This is a genomic window from Streptomyces xanthophaeus (genome assembly GCF_030440515.1).
GTDB lineage: Bacteria > Actinomycetota > Actinomycetes > Streptomycetales > Streptomycetaceae > Streptomyces > Streptomyces kutzneri.
Genome location: NZ_CP076543.1, coordinates 5,801,285 through 5,819,322, shown reverse-complemented (window position 1 = coordinate 5,819,322; position 18,038 = coordinate 5,801,285). Strand labels below are relative to the sequence as shown.

General features: G+C 71.5%; 12 protein-coding genes. 7 read left to right on the top strand and 5 right to left on the bottom strand.

Going from position 1 to position 18,038, the window contains the following annotated elements; all coding sequences use genetic code 11:
* Nucleotides 1–31 precede the first annotated feature (31 nt).
* Nucleotides 32–676, top strand: a complete 645-nt coding sequence (locus KO717_RS25875) for a hypothetical protein (protein ID WP_301371619.1) — start codon at nucleotides 32–34, stop codon at nucleotides 674–676.
* Nucleotides 677–689: 13 nt separating this feature from the next.
* Nucleotides 690–1,931 (top strand): sensor histidine kinase, encoded by a 1,242-nt coding sequence (locus tag KO717_RS25870; protein WP_301371618.1) that lies wholly within the window; start codon nucleotides 690–692, stop codon nucleotides 1,929–1,931.
* A 175-nt stretch (nucleotides 1,932–2,106) separates the two neighbouring features.
* Here the strand turns inward: KO717_RS25870 and KO717_RS25865 are convergent, their stop codons facing one another.
* The 5 genes from KO717_RS25865 to KO717_RS25845 all read right to left on the bottom strand — a co-directional run bounded on the left by KO717_RS25865 (nucleotide 2,107) and on the right by KO717_RS25845 (nucleotide 8,814).
* Complete coding sequence (locus KO717_RS25865; protein ID WP_301371617.1) at nucleotides 2,107–2,916, bottom strand: endo alpha-1,4 polygalactosaminidase; 810 nt, start codon at nucleotides 2,914–2,916, stop codon at nucleotides 2,107–2,109.
* On the bottom strand, nucleotides 2,913–3,608 hold the full coding sequence (locus KO717_RS25860) for a spherulation-specific family 4 protein (protein WP_301371616.1): 696 nt from the start codon (nucleotides 3,606–3,608) through the stop codon (nucleotides 2,913–2,915). The genes KO717_RS25865 and KO717_RS25860 overlap by 4 nt, the downstream gene beginning before the upstream one ends.
* Nucleotides 3,605–5,170 carry a hypothetical protein gene (locus KO717_RS25855; RefSeq protein WP_301371615.1) on the bottom strand — a complete coding sequence of 522 codons (1,566 nt, stop codon included), beginning with the start codon at nucleotides 5,168–5,170 and terminating at the stop codon, nucleotides 3,605–3,607. The genes KO717_RS25860 and KO717_RS25855 overlap by 4 nt, the downstream gene beginning before the upstream one ends.
* Nucleotides 5,167–6,693 carry a GT4 family glycosyltransferase PelF gene (gene pelF / locus KO717_RS25850; protein ID WP_301371614.1) on the bottom strand — a complete coding sequence of 509 codons (1,527 nt, stop codon included), beginning with the start codon at nucleotides 6,691–6,693 and terminating at the stop codon, nucleotides 5,167–5,169. Before pelF ends, KO717_RS25855 begins: the two co-directional genes overlap by 4 nt.
* A gap of 93 nt (nucleotides 6,694–6,786) precedes the next feature.
* The gene (locus KO717_RS25845; protein WP_301371613.1) at nucleotides 6,787–8,814 is read right to left on the bottom strand and encodes a hypothetical protein; all 2,028 of its coding nucleotides are present in this window, start codon (nucleotides 8,812–8,814) and stop codon (nucleotides 6,787–6,789) included.
* A 345-nt stretch (nucleotides 8,815–9,159) separates the two neighbouring features.
* Here KO717_RS25845 and KO717_RS25840 point away from each other — a divergent pair, with 345 nt between their 5' ends.
* The 5 genes from KO717_RS25840 to aceE all read left to right on the top strand — a co-directional run bounded on the left by KO717_RS25840 (nucleotide 9,160) and on the right by aceE (nucleotide 18,011).
* Entirely contained in the window at nucleotides 9,160–10,698 is a 1,539-nt protein-coding gene (locus KO717_RS25840) for a leucyl aminopeptidase (protein WP_301371612.1), read from the top strand.
* Between the two features lie 309 nt (nucleotides 10,699–11,007).
* Nucleotides 11,008–12,396 carry a dihydrolipoyl dehydrogenase gene (lpdA, locus tag KO717_RS25835; RefSeq protein ID WP_030731050.1) on the top strand — a complete coding sequence of 463 codons (1,389 nt, stop codon included), beginning with the start codon at nucleotides 11,008–11,010 and terminating at the stop codon, nucleotides 12,394–12,396.
* 54 nt (nucleotides 12,397–12,450) lie between these two features.
* Complete coding sequence (sucB, locus tag KO717_RS25830) at nucleotides 12,451–14,244, top strand: 2-oxoglutarate dehydrogenase, E2 component, dihydrolipoamide succinyltransferase (RefSeq protein ID WP_301371611.1); 1,794 nt, start codon at nucleotides 12,451–12,453, stop codon at nucleotides 14,242–14,244.
* 228 nt (nucleotides 14,245–14,472) lie between these two features.
* Nucleotides 14,473–15,096: a GntR family transcriptional regulator gene (locus tag KO717_RS25825; RefSeq protein ID WP_030010631.1), complete on the top strand. Its 624-nt coding sequence runs from the start codon at nucleotides 14,473–14,475 to the stop codon at nucleotides 15,094–15,096.
* A gap of 230 nt (nucleotides 15,097–15,326) precedes the next feature.
* Nucleotides 15,327–18,011: a pyruvate dehydrogenase (acetyl-transferring), homodimeric type gene (gene aceE / locus KO717_RS25820; protein ID WP_301371610.1), complete on the top strand. Its 2,685-nt coding sequence runs from the start codon at nucleotides 15,327–15,329 to the stop codon at nucleotides 18,009–18,011.
* The last annotated feature ends 27 nt before the right edge of the window (nucleotides 18,012–18,038 follow it).

Here is an 18,038-nt window from a genome sequence, read left to right as displayed (position 1 = left end):
CCGGCGGTTCGCCCGCCGTGAGTGGGGACCCATGTTCTGGACCGTCCGGGACGCGCTCGTCCGCGACACGTGGCGGGCGATCCCGATGACCCTCGGCGCGGTCTGTCTGACCTCGGTCTTCCAGATCGTGCAGAACACCTCCTGGGGGTTCCAGCCGGTCCAGGACCTCGGATCGGTCAAGGCCGCCGATCCGCTCGGGCTGGCCCTCATGCGCACCCCGCTGTCGCTGTTCGTCCCCGCCCTGGACCTGCCGGTGTGGGGGGCGCTCGCGCAGATCCTGCTCGTCTTCGGCATCGCCGAGATCTGCATCGGCTGGTGGCGCACCCTGCTGATCGGCTACGTCGCCACGCTCGCCGGGACCACGTACGCGCGGATCGGGCTCGCGCTCGGGCCGGACCATCCCCTCGGCCTGCCGGTGTCCGACCGGATCGTCAACGACACCGGGCCCTCGGCGGCGGTGGTGGGGCTGGCCATCTACGTCTGCTGGCGCTACCGGGCGTACCTGACCGGCGCCCTGGTGATCCTGGTGATGATCGGCGAGGTGCTGGTCAAGGACAACCTGGCGGGCAAGGAGCACCTGGCGGCCATCACCGCCGTCATGGCGGTGTGCGTGATGCGGGCGCACTGGGGTCCGGTGCGCTCCCGCGTCCCGCTGGGGCACCACCCTCCGCCGTAGGGGGTGCCGGCGGATGAGGCCGTACCGTATCCGGGTGACGACAGACTCCGCGCGGTTCGCCCCCACCCGGCAGTGGATGCGGGCCCACCCGCTGGCCACCGATGCCGTGCTGGCGTTCGGGGCGTTCGTCGCCATGGTCGTCGGCTCCTTCGCCGATCCGCACGGACCGCACGGGCCCACCTTCGGGACGCGCACCCCGGAGCCGTTCTCGCTGCTGCTGATGCTGCTCGGCGCGGCCGCCCTGGTCTTCCGGCGCCGTCAGCCGCGCGCCGTGCTCGCCGTGACCTGCGGGCTGTCCCTGCTGGAGCTGACCACCGGGGAGCCGCGGGCGCCCGTCGCCATGTGCGCGGTGATCGCCCTGTACACGGTGGCCGCCCACACCGACCGGCCGACGACCTGGCGGATCGGGCTGCTCACCATGGCGGGGCTGACGGGCGTGGCCATGCTCGCCGGGCCGCTGCCCTGGTACGCCCAGGAGAACATCGGGATCTTCGCCTGGACCGGGATGGCCGCGGCCGCCGGGGACGCCGTACGCAGCCGGCGGGCCTTCGTCGACGCCATCCGGGAACGGGCCGAGCGCGCCGAGCGGACCCGGGACGAGGAGGCCAGGCGGCGGGTCGCCGAGGAGCGGCTGCGGATCGCCCGGGACCTGCACGACGTCGTGGCCCATCACATCGCCCTGGTCAACGTGCAGGCGGGAGTGGCCGCGCACGTCATGGACAAGCGCCCGGACCAGGCCAAGGAGGCGCTGGCGCACGTACGGGACGCCAGCCGGTCGGCGCTGAACGAACTGCGAGCCACGGTCGGGCTGCTGCGGCAGTCCGGCGACCCGGAGGCGCCGACGGAGCCGGCGCCGGGGCTCGGCGTCCTGGACGAGCTGGTGGACACCTTCCGGCACGCCGGGCTGCCGGTGGAGGTGATCGTCCAGCTGGACGGGGCGGCGGGGCCGCTGCCGGCGGCCGTGGACCTGGCGGCCTACCGGGTGATCCAGGAGGCGCTGACGAACGTCCGCAAGCACGCAGGCCCCGGCGCGAAGGCCGAGGTCAGCGTGGTCGGAGTCGGGCCGTCGGTGGAGGTGACCGTCCTCGACGACGGCGGTGAGACGGCCGACGCGGCCCCGGAACCGGCCGACCCGGGCGGCGGCCACGGCCTCCTCGGCATGCGCGAGCGCACCGGCGCCCTGGGCGGCTCCTGCTTCGCGGGCCCCCGCTACGGCGGCGGCTACCGAGTCCACGCCATCCTCCCCATGGGATAGCCGCCTCCCCCTCGGCCCAGCCAAATCCAGCCTCGGCCCGGCCAATTTCAGCCTCGCCGGCGTTTGAGGCGCGGGTCCGGGCGGAGCCCGGTGCCCGGCGGAGCCGGGTTCCCTGGGGCGCCGCCCCAGACCCCGCGCCTCAAACGCCGGCGAGGCTGAAATACGGCCGGCCAGGCTAGGGGCAGGTTTGGCGCCACGCGTCCAGGTCGTACCGCTTCTGGAGGGAGCTCAGCTTCGCCGCACGGGCCTGCGGGCACCACCGCTTCGGCTTGCCCTCGTACTCCACGTGGAACACCGCCTTGCCCGCGTCGGTGAACGGCGCGTACCGGTCGCACTCCTCGTACTCCACGCACTGCTCGTTGACCGCGAAGTCGAAGTCGCCCACCAGCTCCGGGATCTGGTCCAGGTCGTTCTTCAGCCCCACCGACATGCCCCGGTCGTGCGCCAGCCGGGCGATCAGGCGGTTGTACTTCAGCTGGTCGTCCGCGGTCAGCGGGAACCCGGACCGGTTGGCGTAGCCGTCCATGTTGTCCGGCTCCACCGCGTCGAAGCCCTTCACCTTGCACATGTCGAACCGCTTGCCCATCAGCGGTTCCAGTTCCGCCAGGCGCCGGATGTCCAGCCAGCGTTCGCCCTCCCAGCCGTTGCCCTCGCCCAGCAGCGTCTTCGGGAAGTCGGCGGCGTCCGGCCGGAAGTCCTCCCAGGCGCCGGTGGAGATGTAGCAGATGGTCTTGCGGCCGTCCTTCTTCAGGGTGGCCAGCTGCTCCTTGGTGGTGTTGAACCCGTCGACGTCGTACACGGCCGCCTTCACCGAGGTGTCGAGCTTGCCGGTGAGCTGCCACTGCCAGCCGACCCCCGGCTTCGGCTGCCACCGCCGGCCCGGCGGCGGGTCGGGCGACAGCTCGTCGCGTTCCGGTTCCGGCTGGGTGGTGCACGCGGCGAGCAGCAGCAGGGGGACGGCCAGCAGGAGTGCGAGTTTCCTCATCCCGCCGCCTCCAGGGCGTACGGGAGGGTCCCCCAGGGGTGCGCGCCGCTGCCCGGGACGGCGCAGTGCACCCCGGCCCCGCGTTCGGAGGCGAGCTCCTCGGCGAGCCGGGCGGCGAGCGCGCCCGGCGGGACGGCGTACACGAGGTGGCAGAACCGCTGGGCCGGATGGTCGGCGGTCCAGGGCGGTACGGCGGCCGCGTCCCGGTAGGCGTCCCAGGGGCCCTCGAAGGTGACGAGCAGGTCGGCGAGTTCGGCGTAGCCGGGGTGCGGGTGGACCCCGTGGTTGAGGACGAGGGTACGGGCGCCCGCGGCCCGGGCGGCCACCGCGAGCCGCCCGTAGTGCGGGAGCAGTTCGGGGTCGGCGGAGGCCTGGTCGAGGAAGGCCCCGTCGGTGGTGTACCAGTCGCGGTGGCGCAGCAGGTCCTGCACCACCTCGGCGTGCGGGCGCCGCCCGTAGTCGGTGTCGGCGTACCCGAGGACGGGTACCCCGGCCTCACGCAGCCGTTCGGCGACGACGGCGAACCGTTCGTCGCGGGCGGCACCCGGACCGCTGTCGGGGTTGAGGACCACCGAGTGCAGCCGGCCGGCGGAGCGGATGAGCCGCTCCCAGGCTTCCGGCCGGTCGGCGGGATGCTCGTAGAGGGGCACCAGCAGCATGGGGTCCTTCTTCTCGGACGGATGGTGCGTCATCGGTGGGCGGTCGCGCGGCCGAGGAACAGGCAGACCAGGGTGGCCAGTACGGCGGCGGCGCCCGCCACCACCAGCTGGACCGCCCGGGGCTGGCCGAGCCCGGTCAGCAGGGCCAGGCTCTGGGCTACGGCGGCCGAGGAGCAGACCACGGCCGCGGGCCGGACCGCCCCGAAGGACTGCAGGAGCAGCCCGGTCCACATGACGGCCCCGAGCAGCAGCAGGGTCGCGATCCGGACTCCGGTGAGCATGGGGGCTCCGGGCCAGAGCAGGGTGCCGGCCAGGCCCAGGGCCAGCAGGACGGTCAGGTAGACGGCGAGGCAGCGGGTCAGGGTGGCGAGCATCCGCCGGCGGAAGGCCCGGGGCGAGCGGGCCCCCTGGAGCCCGGAGAGGGTCCCGCTGCGGAACCGGTGGAGCAGCCATTCGGCCGGGCCCATGCTGAGGGTGAGGGCCACCGCCGAGGGGGCGGCGACCGCCTCGGCGGGGCCTCCGGCGAGGACCTCCCCGAGGGCGGCGTACAGCACGAGCAGGCCGGTGCCGAGGCCGAAGACCCCGTAGGGGACCGAGTCCCCGATCCGGGGTCCGCGGGGTGCGAAGTCCTCCTCGGCGCCGCGCAGCATCTGCCAGCGCACGGGGCCCTGGCCGGGGCGGCGGGCCGCCGAGGCGCGGATCCGGTGCACGGCGGTCCGGAACCCGTCCGCCAGCGGGAGTTCCCGCAGGGCCAGGGTGCAGGCGGCCAGCAGGGACACCACGAGCAGGGTCACCCGGACCGGCACGGGCAGGTCGACGAAGAGCGCGAGCAGGGCTCCGACGGCCATCGGGGCGAGTGCGGCGAGCAGGACCCGTTCCCGGCCGAGGACCAGCAGGACGGTGGCGGCCCCGACGTAGAAGGCCTGTCCGGCGGCGAAGGCGTAGGAGAACGGGGGCCCGCCGGGTACCGCCAGTGCGGCGGCGGTGCCCAGCAGGGCACCGACGGGCGCTCCGACGAGCAGGGTCCGCCCGGCGGCGCCCCGGTCGCCGAGGCCGAGCCAGGAGTAGGCCCGGTGGGACAGGGTCTGGTCCCAGACCCAGCCGATGAGCGCGCCGGCGAGCAGGGTCAGGGTCCCGGCGGGCAGGCCGAGGCGGTCCTGGGGGCCTTCGAGCAGGGGGGCGCCGAGCAGGTAGGCCAGGCCGGGCAGGGCGAAGATCACCCCGCGCAGCAGGCAGGCGGTGAGGGAGACCTTCCAGGGGTCGGGGGCGGCGCCCGGCTCCGGGAAGGAGCGGGGCACCCGGGCGTAGAGCTCCTCGGCGAGTCCGAAGGAGTCGTGCCGGCCGTAGGTGAGCCGGATGTACTCGTCCGTCATGCCGTCGGATTCGAGGATGGCGGCGATCTCGTCGGGGTGGACGGCGGAGGCGATGAACACGTCGAGGCGCTCGGCGAGTTCGTCCATCGGGTCGGTGGCGGCGTCGGCGGCGGTGACGTCGGCGCCGGGGCCGTCGCGGCGTGGCCGCGGGACGGCCGGGAGGGTGTCGGCGCCGGAACCAGGTCCGGAGCCGGGCGGCTTGAGCCAGAGGGATCCGCTCACCACAGGCTCCCGTCGGCAGCGAGTTCGCGGTACCAGGGATCGGCGAGCCGCTGGGTCCATTCGTCGCCCGCGTGGACGGGCAGGACGGGCTGGCCGGCGAGTTCGCGGTAGATGTGCCGGAAGCCGTCCACGGACCGGTGGAGGGTGAACTTCTCCACGACCCGCTTGCGGGACATCCGGCCGAGTTCGGCCCGGCGTTCGTCGTCGCGGAGCAGGGCGAGGGTGGCGCGGGCCATGGTCTCGGGCTCGCGGGGCGGTACGACGAGGCCGGTGTCGCCGACGGCCTCGCGGACGCCGCCGACGTCGGTGGAGACGGTGGTGCGGCCGCAGGACATGGCTTCGATGATGCTGAAGGGGAAGCCCTCGCTGATGGAGGAGAGCATGACGACGCTGCCGGCCGCGTAGGCCTGGGCCACCTGGTCGATGCGGCCCTCGTAGGTGATCCCGTCGGTCACGCCGAGTTCGGCGGCGAGCTTCTCCAGGCGGAGCTTGTACTCCTCGCAGCCGGCCGGGACGGGGCCGAAGAGGCGCAGCCGCAGGGCGGGCAGTTCCTCGCGCATGAAGGCGTAGGCCCGGATGAGGGTTTCGAGGTCCTTGATCGGGTCGATGCGGCCGCACCAGCTGAGGGTGGGCACGTCGGGTTCGGGGCCGGCCTCGGGGAACGCGTGCGGGTCGACGCCGTTGTAGACGGTGCGGATGCGGTCGGAATCGGCGCCTCCGCGCTCCTCCCAGCGGCGGTTGTACTGGTTGCACGGGGTGATCAGGTCGGCCTGCCGGTAGCCCTCGGTGTTGAGCTCGCGGTAGAAGCCGAGCATGAGGGCCTTGACGGGCCAGCGCTGGGCGGCGCTGCGGTAGCCGAGGTAGCGCTCGCGCAGGTAGATGCCGTGCTCGGTGAGCAGGAAGGGGACCCCGTCGAGGTATTTGGCGGCGAGGGCCGGGAGGGTGGCGAGGCCGCTGCTGACGGCGTGCGCGACGCTGTCGGGCGGGATCCGGACACCGAGCGGGCGCAGTGCGTGTTCCAGCAGGTCGGTGGCGGTGAGCGCGTCGTGGATGGTGGGCCCTGCCTGGGCGGTGACGAGCCCGGGGCGGGTCCATACGGTCATCAGGAGCCGCAGGACCGATTCGGAGCGCAGGGCCGGTGCGAGTTTGCCGGCCCGGGCCAGGACGGCCAGTTCGCGCAGGGCCTCGGAGAAGCTGTGCCGGGCGGGATCGGGCTCGGGGTCGAGCAGGGAGAGCAGGAAGCTCTCGTAGACCTCGGTGAAGCGGCGGTGGGCCTTGCCGCGCAGGGCCGACCGGCGGATGCGGGACGGGAGCGGCCCCCAGAGCGGGAAGGCGGTGTGCCGGTAGACGTTGCGGGGCAGTTCCCAGGTGACCGGCTCTCGTCCGGAGCCGGTCAGGGCTATGACGTTGAAGTCGACCTCCGGCATACCTCGTACCAGTTGGTCGCACCAGGTGCTGACGCCCCCGTGGACGTGCGGATAGGTGCCTTCGGTGAGCATGGTGACGTGACGCCCATGACTCATGCGGTGTGTCCCCCCAGGACGGAAAAGGGGCCGGCGCCCGTGGGTTCGCGGAGCGCCGGCGCTAGGTGGTACTCGTGGTGGCTTGCGGGACGGTCAGCTGGGCAGCTTGAGCGTGACGGCGCTCTGGAGCAGCTCGGGACCGGCCCAGGCGGAGCGGGTACCGGCGTAGGCGGTGCCGAAGTCGGCGGTGCCGAGCAGCAGCTGCTTCTTGGTGCCGGTGGGGGCGGTCACCGGGGCGACGACCCCGGAGGGCGCCTTGATGGTGATGTCCTTGCCGATGCGGTAGGCGGTGACCTTGCCGTCCGCGAGGGCCTTGTCCCAGGCGGCGCGGCGCTGGAACTCGACGCCGGTGTCCTTCATGCTCTGGTTGACGATCGGCGCGCTGGGGGCGTAGAGGGCGCGGTAGGTGTCGAGGACCTGGTTGAGCACGGGGTAGAGGGTCCGGTCCTCGGCGAGGTTGGACTGGTGGACGTAGTGCGGGCGCGGGTCGTTGGCCAGGACGTGGCGCAGGGCGGTGCGGGCCTCGGCCGGGACGATGCTGTCGAGGTAGCCGGTGTTGACGTTCAGCGGGGCCGGCAGGCAGGTGGAGGTCGCCGGGTTGTCCTCGCAGACGCCGCTCCCGCCCTGGGCGCGGCTGGTGTAGATCCAGTTGTACTCGTCGGCCATCTCGGCGTTGGTGCCCGTGTTGTAGTACACGTTCATCGGGTGCCGGGGGACGGTGAGGGCCGCGCCGACCGCTCGCTGCGCGGGTTCGCGGGAGTTGTCGCTGCCCGCCCACTTGACCCCGTTGTCGGCGAGGGCGCCGGCCAGGTTGGGGTTGTCCACGGGCTGCTGCGGTGCGGTCTTGAGGCCGGAGTGCTCACCGGTGACCAGTTCGGTCTTGTCGGTGGTGATGCCCTTGGCGGCGGCCCAGTTGTTGTTGTCGCGGATCTGGGCGGAGATCTCGGCGCGGCTCATGTACTGGATCGCGCCCGCGGCGTTCTTCGTACAGGTCCACGGGGTGACGGCGGTGTTCTGGACACAGCCGAGGAACGGGTGGGTGTAGGTGTGGTTCATCCACCGGTACTTGGCGCGGTCGGCGACGAGCTGGGCGGTCAGCGCGTCGACGCCGCCGTTCTCGGCCTTCCACTCCTCCCCGGCACCGCCGTTGAAGAGCATGTCGAGCTTGAAGTTCTTCGACGTCTGCCACTGCGCCGCGTACACGGCGTCGGCGGCGCTCATCCGGATGGTGCTCTCCTTGCCCTCGCCGCCCGCGCAGGCGTAGTCGCCCGGCGTGCAGTTCAGGTCTTTGTTCCAGCGGGCGTCGGGGGCGAAGACGTCGTCGACGTGGACCGCGAAGTAGTTGCGGCTCTGGCCGAGGTGCACCCCCTGGGTCAGCCAGTCGACGATGCCGCGGGCGAGCAGCCGGAACTGCTGCTGGTACTGGTTGTAGCCGAAGGTGACGACCAGTTCGCTGCGGCCGTCGTGCGCGTACTCGCCGACGAGCGAGGCCCGGCCGGAGCCGACGGGCGCGTCGACGTAGCTGGTGTAGCCGGGGCGCGGCTTGCCCATGAAGCCGAAGCTCTCGGGGACCAGGGCCGAGTTGTCCTCGAAGGTGACCTGGCCGCCGAGGTAGGCGAAGGGGCCGGCCTTTCCGGCGGTGGTGACGGCGGCCTGGGTGCCGTCGAGCTGGCCGCTGTAGCCGCCGTTGTCGGTGTATTCCAGCCCGACGCCCGGGTGGGCCCAGGTGTAGGCGTCGACCTGGCGGATGCCGTAGGCCGTCTCGTAGGCGGTGAGGGCGGCCATCTCGGCCGAGCCCTCGCCGAACGGGTTCTCGTTCGGCAGGACGACACCCTGGTACTTGGCGCGCGGACGGCCGTCCACCGTGTCGCTGAGGAAGCCCGCGTCGATGACCGGGCGGCCGCTGCTGCCCAGCTGGACGCGGGTGTAGGGCACCCCCGTGTCGCGGAGTTCCGCGGTGATCGCCTCGACCGAGCTGCCACCGTCGTCGACGACCAGCACCTTCAGGTCGATGCGCGGTGTCACGGCCGCCTGGGCGGTCGCGGCGGGTACTGCCACGGACACCAGGGCGGCTGCCGCCATCATCGCGGCGACCCTGTTCATCCGGTTCTTGTTGACCATTTCGGCCTTTCCCCCCGCAGGCGTCCCTCGACTCGGCCCTTGGCGGACGGCCGGGCCTGGGAGGCTCTGTGGAAATCATGCAAAGGAACCCCGCGTCCCCTTGCGAGAGTGGACCGAGTCTTTCGGACCTCGTCAGGCCTACGAGGCAAACCTGGAGCAGAGTCCACAGATGGGTGAACCTGACGGCCTCTTGATCGAACAACTTGCCAAACCTTCGAGTGACGTACGGACGAGCGCGTACGCGTAGGCTCATTTCTGGCGGCCGTCGGGCCCGAATACGATCGCTACGGATGGCCGTCCACCCACTCGGCCCACACACACAAACGGAAGCGAGACTTCACCACCGTGACTGCTCTGACTCTCAGCACTGCCGGCGCGGCGACGCTCCGCGCCGACGCCCTCGTGGTCGGCGTGGCGAAGGGCCCCAAGGGACCGATCGTCGCCGCAGGCGCCGAGGCCGTGGACAAGGCGTTCGACGGTAAGCTCGCCGGCGTCCTCGACGCGCTGGGCGCCTCCGGCGCCGAAGGCGAGATCACCAAGCTGCCGGCCCCGGCGGGCCTCAAGGTCCCGGTCGTGCTGGCGGTGGGGCTCGGCTCCGTCCCCGAGAAGGACGAGTCGTTCGACGAGGAGGTGCTGCGCCGCGCCGCCGGCGCCGCCGCCCGCGCGCTGCACGGCAGCAAGAAGGCCGCCTTCGCCCTCCCGCTGGAGGACGCCTCGGCCGTCACCGCCGTCGCCGAGGGCGCCCTGCTGGGCGCCTACGCCTTCACCGCCTACCAGGGCGGCGAGAACAAGGCCCGCAAGGAGGCCAAGGGCGCTGCCCCGAAGGCCCCGCTGGCCGAGGTGGCCCTGCTGGGCGCCAAGCCCCGCGACAAGGAGCACAAGGCCGCCGCCGAGCGCGCCGAGATCGTGGCGGCCGAGGTCAACGTCGCCCGTGACCTGGTCAACACCCCGCCGAACGACCTGACCCCCGAGGCCTTCGCCGCGGTCGCCTCCGCGGCCGCGAAGGAGAACGGCATCAAGGTCCAGGTGCTGGACGAGAAGGCCCTGATCAAGGGTGGCTTCGGCGGCATCATGGGCGTCGGCAAGGGCTCCGAGAACCTGCCGCGCCTGGTGAAGCTCACCTACACGCACCCCAAGGCGGAGAAGACCCTGGCCTTCGTCGGCAAGGGCATCACCTACGACTCGGGCGGCATCTCCCTGAAGCCGGCCGGCCACAACGAGACGATGAAGTGCGACATGGCCGGCGCCGCCGCCGTCTTCGCCTCCGTCGTCGCGGCCGCGAAGCTGGGCCTGCGGGTCAACGTCACCGGCTGGCTCGCGCTCGCCGAGAACATGCCGTCCGGCTCCGCCACCAAGCCCGGTGACGTGCTGCGCATGTACAGCGGCAAGACCGTCGAGGTCCTCAACACGGACGCCGAGGGCCGTCTGGTCCTCGGTGACGCGCTGACCAAGGCCTCCGAGGACAACCCGGACGCGATCGTCGACGTCGCCACCCTGACCGGCGCCATGGTGCTCGCCCTCGGCGACCGCACCTTCGGGATCATGGCCAACGACGACGCCTTCCGCACGTCGATCCACGAGATCGCCGAGGAGGTCGGCGAGTCCTCCTGGCCGATGCCGCTCCCCGCCGAGCTGCGCAAGACCATGGACTCCCCCACCGCCGACATCGCGAACATGGGTGTCCGCATGGGCGGCGGCCTGGTGGCCGGCCTCTTCCTGCAGGAGTTCGTCGGCGAGGGCATCACCTGGGCCCACCTCGACATCGCCGGCCCGGCCTTCCACGAGGGCGCGCCGCACGGCTACACCCCCAAGGGCGGCACCGGCTCCGCCGTCCGCACCCTGGTGCGTCTCGCCGAGCGCACGGCCACGGGCGACCTGGGCTGATTGCTCCGTTCGATGTGACGTGACGCACCCCGGGCCGGGTCAGGGCCCGGGGTGCGTCCGTCTCACGACGAAACCTGAAGGAATCGGTAGGTATCTCGGTAGGTACCTACGCCTCGGTAACCCCCGGTCCGGGAGGATCGCCCGATCACATCGTGGGCCCGGCGTCCCGCGTTCCCCCGACAAATGCGAAGATGGGTTCTCGGCAGGACAGGGCCCCCACCACAGGGCCGAAGAAACAAGCGGCCGTATACCAGCCGCCGCCCGGTCACAGAGGACCGGTGCCCGGCGCACATGCATGGAGGACGTGACGTGGCGAACGACGCCAGCACCGTTTTCGACCTAGTGATCCTCGGCGGTGGCAGTGGCGGTTACGCCGCGGCGCTGCGCGCATCCCAGCTGGGTCTGGACGTTGCCCTGATCGAGAAGAACAAGCTCGGCGGCACCTGCCTGCACAACGGCTGCATCCCCACGAAGGCTCTGCTGCACGCGGGCGAGATCGCGGACCAGGCTCGTGAAGCCGCCCAGTTCGGTGTCAAGACCTCCTTCGAGGGAATCGACATCGCGGGTGTCCACAAGTACAAGGACGAGGTCATCTCGGGCCTGTACAAGGGTCTGCAGGGCCTGGTCGCCTCCCGCAAGGTGACCTACATCGAGGGAGAGGGCCGCCTCTCCTCCCCGACTTCCGTCGACGTGAACGGCCGGCGCATCCAGGGCCGCCACATCCTGCTGGCGACCGGCTCCGTGCCGAAGTCGCTGCCGGGCCTGAACATCGACGGCAACCGCATCATCTCCTCGGACCACGCGCTGGTCCTGGACCGCGTCCCCGAGTCGGCGATCGTCCTGGGCGGCGGCGTCATCGGCGTCGAGTTCGCCTCGGCGTGGAAGTCCTTCGGTTCCGACATCACCGTCATCGAGGGCCTCAAGCACCTCGTGCCGGTCGAGGACGAGAACAGCTCGAAGCTGCTGGAGCGCGCGTTCCGCAAGCGCGGCATCAAGTTCAACCTGGGCACCTTCTTCGACAAGGCCGAGTACACGGAGAACGGCGTCCGCGTGACGCTGGTCGACGGCAAGACCTTCGAGGCCGAGGTGCTGCTGGTCGCGGTGGGTCGCGGCCCCGTCTCGCAGGGTCTGGGCTACGAGGAGCAGGGCGTCGCGATGGACCGCGGCTACGTCCTGGTCGACGAGTACATGCAGACCAACGTGCCGACCATCTCGGCCGTCGGTGACCTCGTCCCCACCCTCCAGCTCGCGCACGTCGGCTTCGCCGAGGGCATCCTGGTCGCAGAGCGTCTGGCCGGCCTCAAGGCCGTCCCGATCGACTACGACGGTGTCCCGCGCGTCACCTACTGCCACCCCGAGGTCGCTTCCGTCGGCATCACCGAGGCCAAGGCCAAGGAGATCTACGGCGCGGACAAGGTCGTGGCCCTGAAGTACAACCTGGCGGGCAACGGCAAGAGCAAGATCCTCAAGACCGCGGGCGAGATCAAGCTCGTCCAGGTCAAGGACGGTGCCGTGGTCGGCGTCCACATGGTCGGTGACCGGATGGGCGAGCAGGTCGGCGAGGCCCAGCTGATCTACAACTGGGAAGCTCTGCCGGCCGAGGTCGCGCAGCTCATCCACGCGCACCCGACCCAGAACGAAGCGATGGGCGAGGCCCACCTGGCCCTCGCCGGCAAGCCGCTTCACTCCCACGACTAATTCGTCACGGGCGCGACGACCACTTCCGCACATTCGTTAGGAGCAACTGAAACCATGTCGGTTTCCGTAACCCTTCCGGCGCTCGGTGAGAGCGTCACCGAGGGCACTGTCACCCGCTGGCTGAAGGCCGAGGGCGAGCGCGTCGAGGCCGACGAGCCGCTGCTCGAGGTCTCGACCGACAAGGTCGACACCGAGATCCCCTCCCCCGTGTCGGGCATCCTGGCCTCCATCAAGGTCGCCGAGGACGAGACCGTCGAGGTCGGCGCCGAGCTGGCCGTCATCGACGACGGCTCCGGCGCTCCGGCCGCTGCTGCGGCTCCGGCCGCCGAGCCGGCCGCCGCCGAGGCCCCCGCCGCCGCTCCGGCCCCGGTCGCCGAGGCCCCCGCGGCTCCGGCTCCCGTCGCCGAGGCGCCCGTTGCTGAGACTGCCGGGGGCCATGCCGCGTCCGGCACCGATGTCGTGCTCCCCGCCCTGGGCGAGTCCGTCACCGAGGGCACCGTCACCCGCTGGCTGAAGCAGGTCGGCGAGTCCGTCGAGGCCGACGAGCCGCTGCTCGAGGTCTCCACGGACAAGGTCGACACCGAGATCCCGGCGCCGGTCTCCGGCACGCTGCTGGAGATCCTGGTCGGCGAGGACGAGACCGCCGAGGTCGGCGCCCGTCTGGCCGTCATCGGCGTCGCCGGCGCCGCTCCGGCCGCTCCGGCCGCCCCGGCTCCGGCTGCCGCCCCGGCCCCCGTGGCCGCTCCGGCCCCGGTCGCCCCGGCTGCCCCGGTCGCCGCTCCGGCTCCGGTCGCCCCGGCCGCTCCGGTCGCCGCTCCGGCTCCGGTCCAGGCCGCCGCCCCGGTGGCCGCTCCGGCCCCGGCCGCTCCGGCCGCCCCGGCTCCGGTCGCCCCGGCCTCCGCTCCGGCGTCCGCCGGTGACGAGGCCGCGTACGTGACCCCGCTGGTGCGCAAGCTCGCCTCGGAGTCCGGCGTCAACCTGTCCACGGTCTCGGGCACCGGTGTCGGTGGCCGTATCCGCAAGCAGGACGTCCTGGCCGCCGCCGAGGCCGCCAAGGCCGCCGCTGCCGCCCCGGCGCCGGCCGCCGCCGCTCCGGCCGCGAAGGCTCCGGCCGCCGCGGTGTCCGAGCTGCGCGGTCAGACCGTCAAGATGACCCGCATGCGCAAGGTCATCGGCGACAACATGATGAAGGCCCTGCACTCGCAGGCCCAGCTCAGCTCCGTGGTCGAGGTGGACATCACCAAGATCATGAAGCTGCGCGAGAAGGCCAAGGGCGCGTTCCTGGCCCGTGAGGGCGTCAAGCTCTCGCCGATGCCGTTCTTCGTCAAGGCCGCGGCCCAGGCGCTGAAGGCCCACGCGGTCGTCAACGCCCGGATCAACGAGGACGAGGGCACCATCACCTACTTCGACTCGGAGAACATCGGCATCGCCGTGGACTCCGAGAAGGGCCTGATGACCCCGGTCATCAAGGGTGCCGGTGACCTCAACCTGGCGGGCATCTCCAAGGCGACCGCCGACCTGGCCGCCAAGGTCCGCGGCAACAAGATCACGCCGGACGAGCTGTCGGGCGCGACCTTCACCATCAGCAACACCGGCTCGCGCGGTGCGCTGTTCGACACGGTCATCGTGCCCCCGAACCAGGTCGCCATCCTGGGCATCGGTGCCACGGTGAAGCGCCCGGTGGTCATCGAGACCGCCGAGGGCACCAACATCGGCATCCGCGACATGACGTACCTGACCCTGTCCTACGACCACCGCCTGGTGGACGGCGCGGACGCGGCCCGGTACCTCTCGGCCGTCAAGGCGATCCTCGAAGCCGGCGAGTTCGAGGTCGAGCTCGGCCTGTAAGGGTCACCGCACGGCCCCGGCCGTCGCACACGGCACGGCGCCCCCGCCCGGAACACCTCCGGGCGGGGGCGCCGTCGTCGTATCCCTCTCGGAGCCCTGGTCCGGAGCCTGTTGTAACCAGCCTCACCCGGCGTCCGCGACCGGGAACGCATCCGGTGGGGGCTACTCGGCCGTATTGTCTACGCATCGAAGCGATGCATTGCCCCTACAGGAGATGAAGCCCCGATGATCACCCCACCCGTCGTGCACTCGCTGCGCGAGCAGATCCGCGAGCACATCGTGGAGGGGATCGTCAGCGGGCGCTGGAAGCCCGGCGAGCGGATCGTCGAGCGCCGGATCGCCGTGGAGCTGGAGGTCAGCCAGACCCCCGTACGGGAGGCCCTGCGCGAGCTGGAGACGCTGCGGCTGATCGAGTCGGCACCGAACAAGGGCGTGCGCGTACGGAACCTCTCCGCGGCCGACCTGGAGGAGATCTACCCGGTCCGGGCCGGTCTGGAGCAGATCGCGGCCGAGCTGGCCGCGCCGCGGCTGGCGAGCGACTGCTCGGCGCTGGAGCCGCACGTGGCGGCGCTGTGGGAGGCCGACCGGACCGAGGACGGGACCGCGCAGGTGCGGCACACCGTCGGGTTCCACCGGGAGATGGTGCGGGCGGCCGGGAACAGCGTGCTGCTGCACACCTGGGAGAGCCTGGGCATCGAGGTCTTCACGGCGCTGTCCATCCGCTGGCTGGGGACCGTCCAGAAGTCGTACGCCGAGGAGCACGAGGCCCTCGTCGAGGCGTTCCGCAGTCAGGATCCGGACATCGGGCTGCTCGTGAAGCGGCATGTCCTGGGGTGCGCCCCGCGCGCTTGATCCACTGCGAGAGCGCCTGTTCGTCCGCATTTGACCGGCACCGCGTGCCTTTTTCTCTGGCACGCGGTGCCGACTTTCGCCGGATGGACGTTTCTTTGTCACTTTCATTTGATCGATCATCGATCAGCGATTTACAGTCGTCGCGGACCTCAACCAGGTCCACCGACCCTGTCCTGCCCGTCAGGGATTTTTTCACCACCTCTCCTTTGTCCGGAAGGCGGCGCACAGCAATGTCCGACCCCGTAGGAAAGCTTCCGAGCGAGCTCGACCAGCTCCCGGACCGCGACACCGAGGAGACCGCCGAATGGGCGGCCTCCCTCGACGCCGTCGCACAGGCCGCCGGTACGCGCCGCGCCGAATACCTGCTCCGCCGCACGCTCCAGCACGCCGAGGCCGCCGGCCTCGCCCTGCCCAAGCTGCTGGAGACGGACTACGTCAACACCATCCCCACCGCCGCGGAGCCCGAGTTCCCCGGCGACGAGGAGATGGAAGCCCGGATCACCGCATGGAACCGCTGGAACGCGGCCGCCATGGTGACCCGCGGCTCCAAGTACGGCGTCGGCGGCCACATCGCCACCTTCGCCTCCGCCGCGTGGCTCTACGAGACCGGCTTCCAGCACTTCTTCCGCGGGAAGGAGGCCGACGGATCGGGCGACCAGCTCTACATCCAGGGCCACGCCTCCCCCGGCATCTACGCCCGCGCGTTCCTCGACGGACGCGTCTCCGAGCAGCAGCTCGACAACTTCCGCCAGGAGTCCGGCGGCAACGGCCTGCCGTCCTACCCGCACCCGCGGCGCCTGCCGTGGCTGTGGGAGTTCCCGACGGTGTCCATGGGCCTCGGCCCGCTCTCCGCGATCTACCAGGCGCGTTTCAACCGCTACCTGCAGAACCGGAGCATCAAGGACACCGCCAACTCGCACGTCTGGGCCTTCCTGGGCGACGGCGAGATGGACGAGCCCGAGTCGACCGCCGCCCTGGCCCTCGCCTCCCGCGAGCAGCTCGACAACCTGACCTTCGTCATCAACTGCAACCTGCAGCGCCTCGACGGTCCGGTCCGCGCCAACTTCCGCGTGGTCCAGGAGCTGGAGGCCCAGTTCCGCGGCGCCGGCTGGAACGTCATCAAGTCGCTGTGGGGCTCCGCCTGGGACGAGCTGTTCCAGCTCGACACCACGGGCGCCCTCGTACGCCGCCTGCGCGAGGTACCGGACGCGCAGTTCCAGACGTACGCGACCCGCGACGTGGCCTACATCCGCCAGCACTTCTTCGGCGCCAACGCCGACCTCGTGCAGCTGGCGGGCGTACTGTCCGACGCGAAGATCGCCGAGTGCTTCCACTCCTCCCGCGGCGGCCACGAGCCCCGCAAGGTCTACGCCGCGTACAAGGCCGCCCTGGAGCACAAGGGTGCGCCGACGGTCATCCTCGCGCAGACCGTCAAGGGCTACACGCTGGGCGCCGGGTTCGAGTCGAAGAACGCGAACCACCAGATGAAGAAGCTGACGATCGACGAGTTCAAGGACATGCGTGACCTCCTTGGCCTCCCGATCCCCGACAGCGCCTTCGCCGACGGCCAGGTCCCGTACGGCCACCCGGGCGCGAACAGCCCCGAGGTGCAGTACCTGAACGAGCGCCGCGCGGCGCTCGGCGGTCCGGCCCCGGCCCGCAAGGTCAAGCACGTCGCGCTGCCCGCCCCCGCGGACCGTTCCTTCGCCCCGCTGCTCAAGGGCTCCGGCAAGCAGGAGATGGCCACCACCATGGCCTTCGTCCGGCTCGTCAAGGACCTGATGCGGGACAAGGAGACCGGCAAGCGCTGGGTGCCGATCGTCCCCGACGAGGCCCGCACCTTCGGTATGGAGTCCCTCTTCCCGTCGGCCGGCATCTACTCGCCGCTGGGCCAGACGTACGAGCCGGTCGACCGCGACCAGCTCATGTACTACAAGGAAGCCAAGGACGGCCAGATCCTCAACGAGGGGATCACCGAGGCCGGCGCCATGGCCGACTTCATCGCCGCCTGCACGTCGTACGCGACGCACGGCGAGCCGATGATCCCGTTCTACATCTTCTACTCGATGTTCGGCTGGCAGCGCACCGCCGACCAGATGTGGCAGCTCGCCGACCAGCTCGGCAAGGGCTTCATCGTCGGCGCCACCGCCGGCCGCACCACGCTGACCGGTGAGGGCCTCCAGCACGCGGACGGCCACTCGCACCTGATCGCGTCCACGAACCCGGCGTCGCTCAACTACGACCCGGCCTTCGCGTACGAGATCGCGGTGATCGTCAAGGACGGTCTGCGCCGGATGTACGGCGAGACGCCGGAAGACGTCTTCTACTACCTGACGGTCTACAACGAGCCGAAGGTGCAGCCCGCCATGCCGGAGGGCGTGGAGGAGGGCATCCTCAAGGGCCTGTACCGCTTCAACACGGCGGCGGACCTGTCGGAGGCGGCCCCGGCCGCCGACGCCCCCAAGGTCCAGCTGATGGCCTCGGGTACGGCGATCCACTGGATCCTGGAGGCGCAGAAGCTGCTGGCCGCCGAGTGGAACGTGGCCGCCGACGTCTGGTCCGCCACCTCCTGGGGCGAGCTGCGGCGCGAGGCGCTGGAGTGCGACGAGGCGCTGCTGCGCGGCGAGGTGCGCACCCCGTACGTCACCCGCGCGCTGGAGGGCGCGGCCGGCCCGGTGCTCGCCGTCTCGGACTGGATGCGTCAGGTCCCGGACCAGATCAGCCAGTGGGTGGAGCAGGACTACACCTCGCTCGGTACGGACGGCTTCGGCCTCTCCGACACCCGCGAGGGCGCCCGCCGCCACTTCGGTGTCGACGCCCAGTCGATCGTGGTGGCCGCGCTGGCCCAGCTCGCCCGCCGTGGCGAGGTGCCGGCGTCCGCCGTCAAGGAGGCCCGGGAGCGCTACGGCCTGTAGGGTCCCGCGCCCGCGCACAGCACGCCG

Excerpts from the sequence above, each read along its gene's own strand:
- KO717_RS25875 (WP_301371619.1), top strand. The coding sequence starts at position 32 with ATGTTCTGGACCGTCCGGGACGCGCTCGTCCGCGACACGTGGCGGGCG.
- KO717_RS25870 (WP_301371618.1), top strand. The coding sequence starts at position 690 with ATGAGGCCGTACCGTATCCGGGTGACGACAGACTCCGCGCGGTTCGCC.
- KO717_RS25865 (WP_301371617.1), bottom strand. The coding sequence starts at position 2,916 with ATGAGGAAACTCGCACTCCTGCTGGCCGTCCCCCTGCTGCTGCTCGCC.
- KO717_RS25860 (WP_301371616.1), bottom strand. The coding sequence starts at position 3,608 with ATGACGCACCATCCGTCCGAGAAGAAGGACCCCATGCTGCTGGTGCCC.
- pelF (WP_301371614.1), bottom strand. The coding sequence starts at position 6,693 with ATGAGTCATGGGCGTCACGTCACCATGCTCACCGAAGGCACCTATCCG.
- KO717_RS25845 (WP_301371613.1), bottom strand. The coding sequence starts at position 8,814 with ATGGTCAACAAGAACCGGATGAACAGGGTCGCCGCGATGATGGCGGCA.
- sucB (WP_301371611.1), top strand. The coding sequence starts at position 12,451 with ATGTCGGTTTCCGTAACCCTTCCGGCGCTCGGTGAGAGCGTCACCGAG.
- aceE (WP_301371610.1), top strand. The coding sequence starts at position 15,327 with ATGTCCGACCCCGTAGGAAAGCTTCCGAGCGAGCTCGACCAGCTCCCG.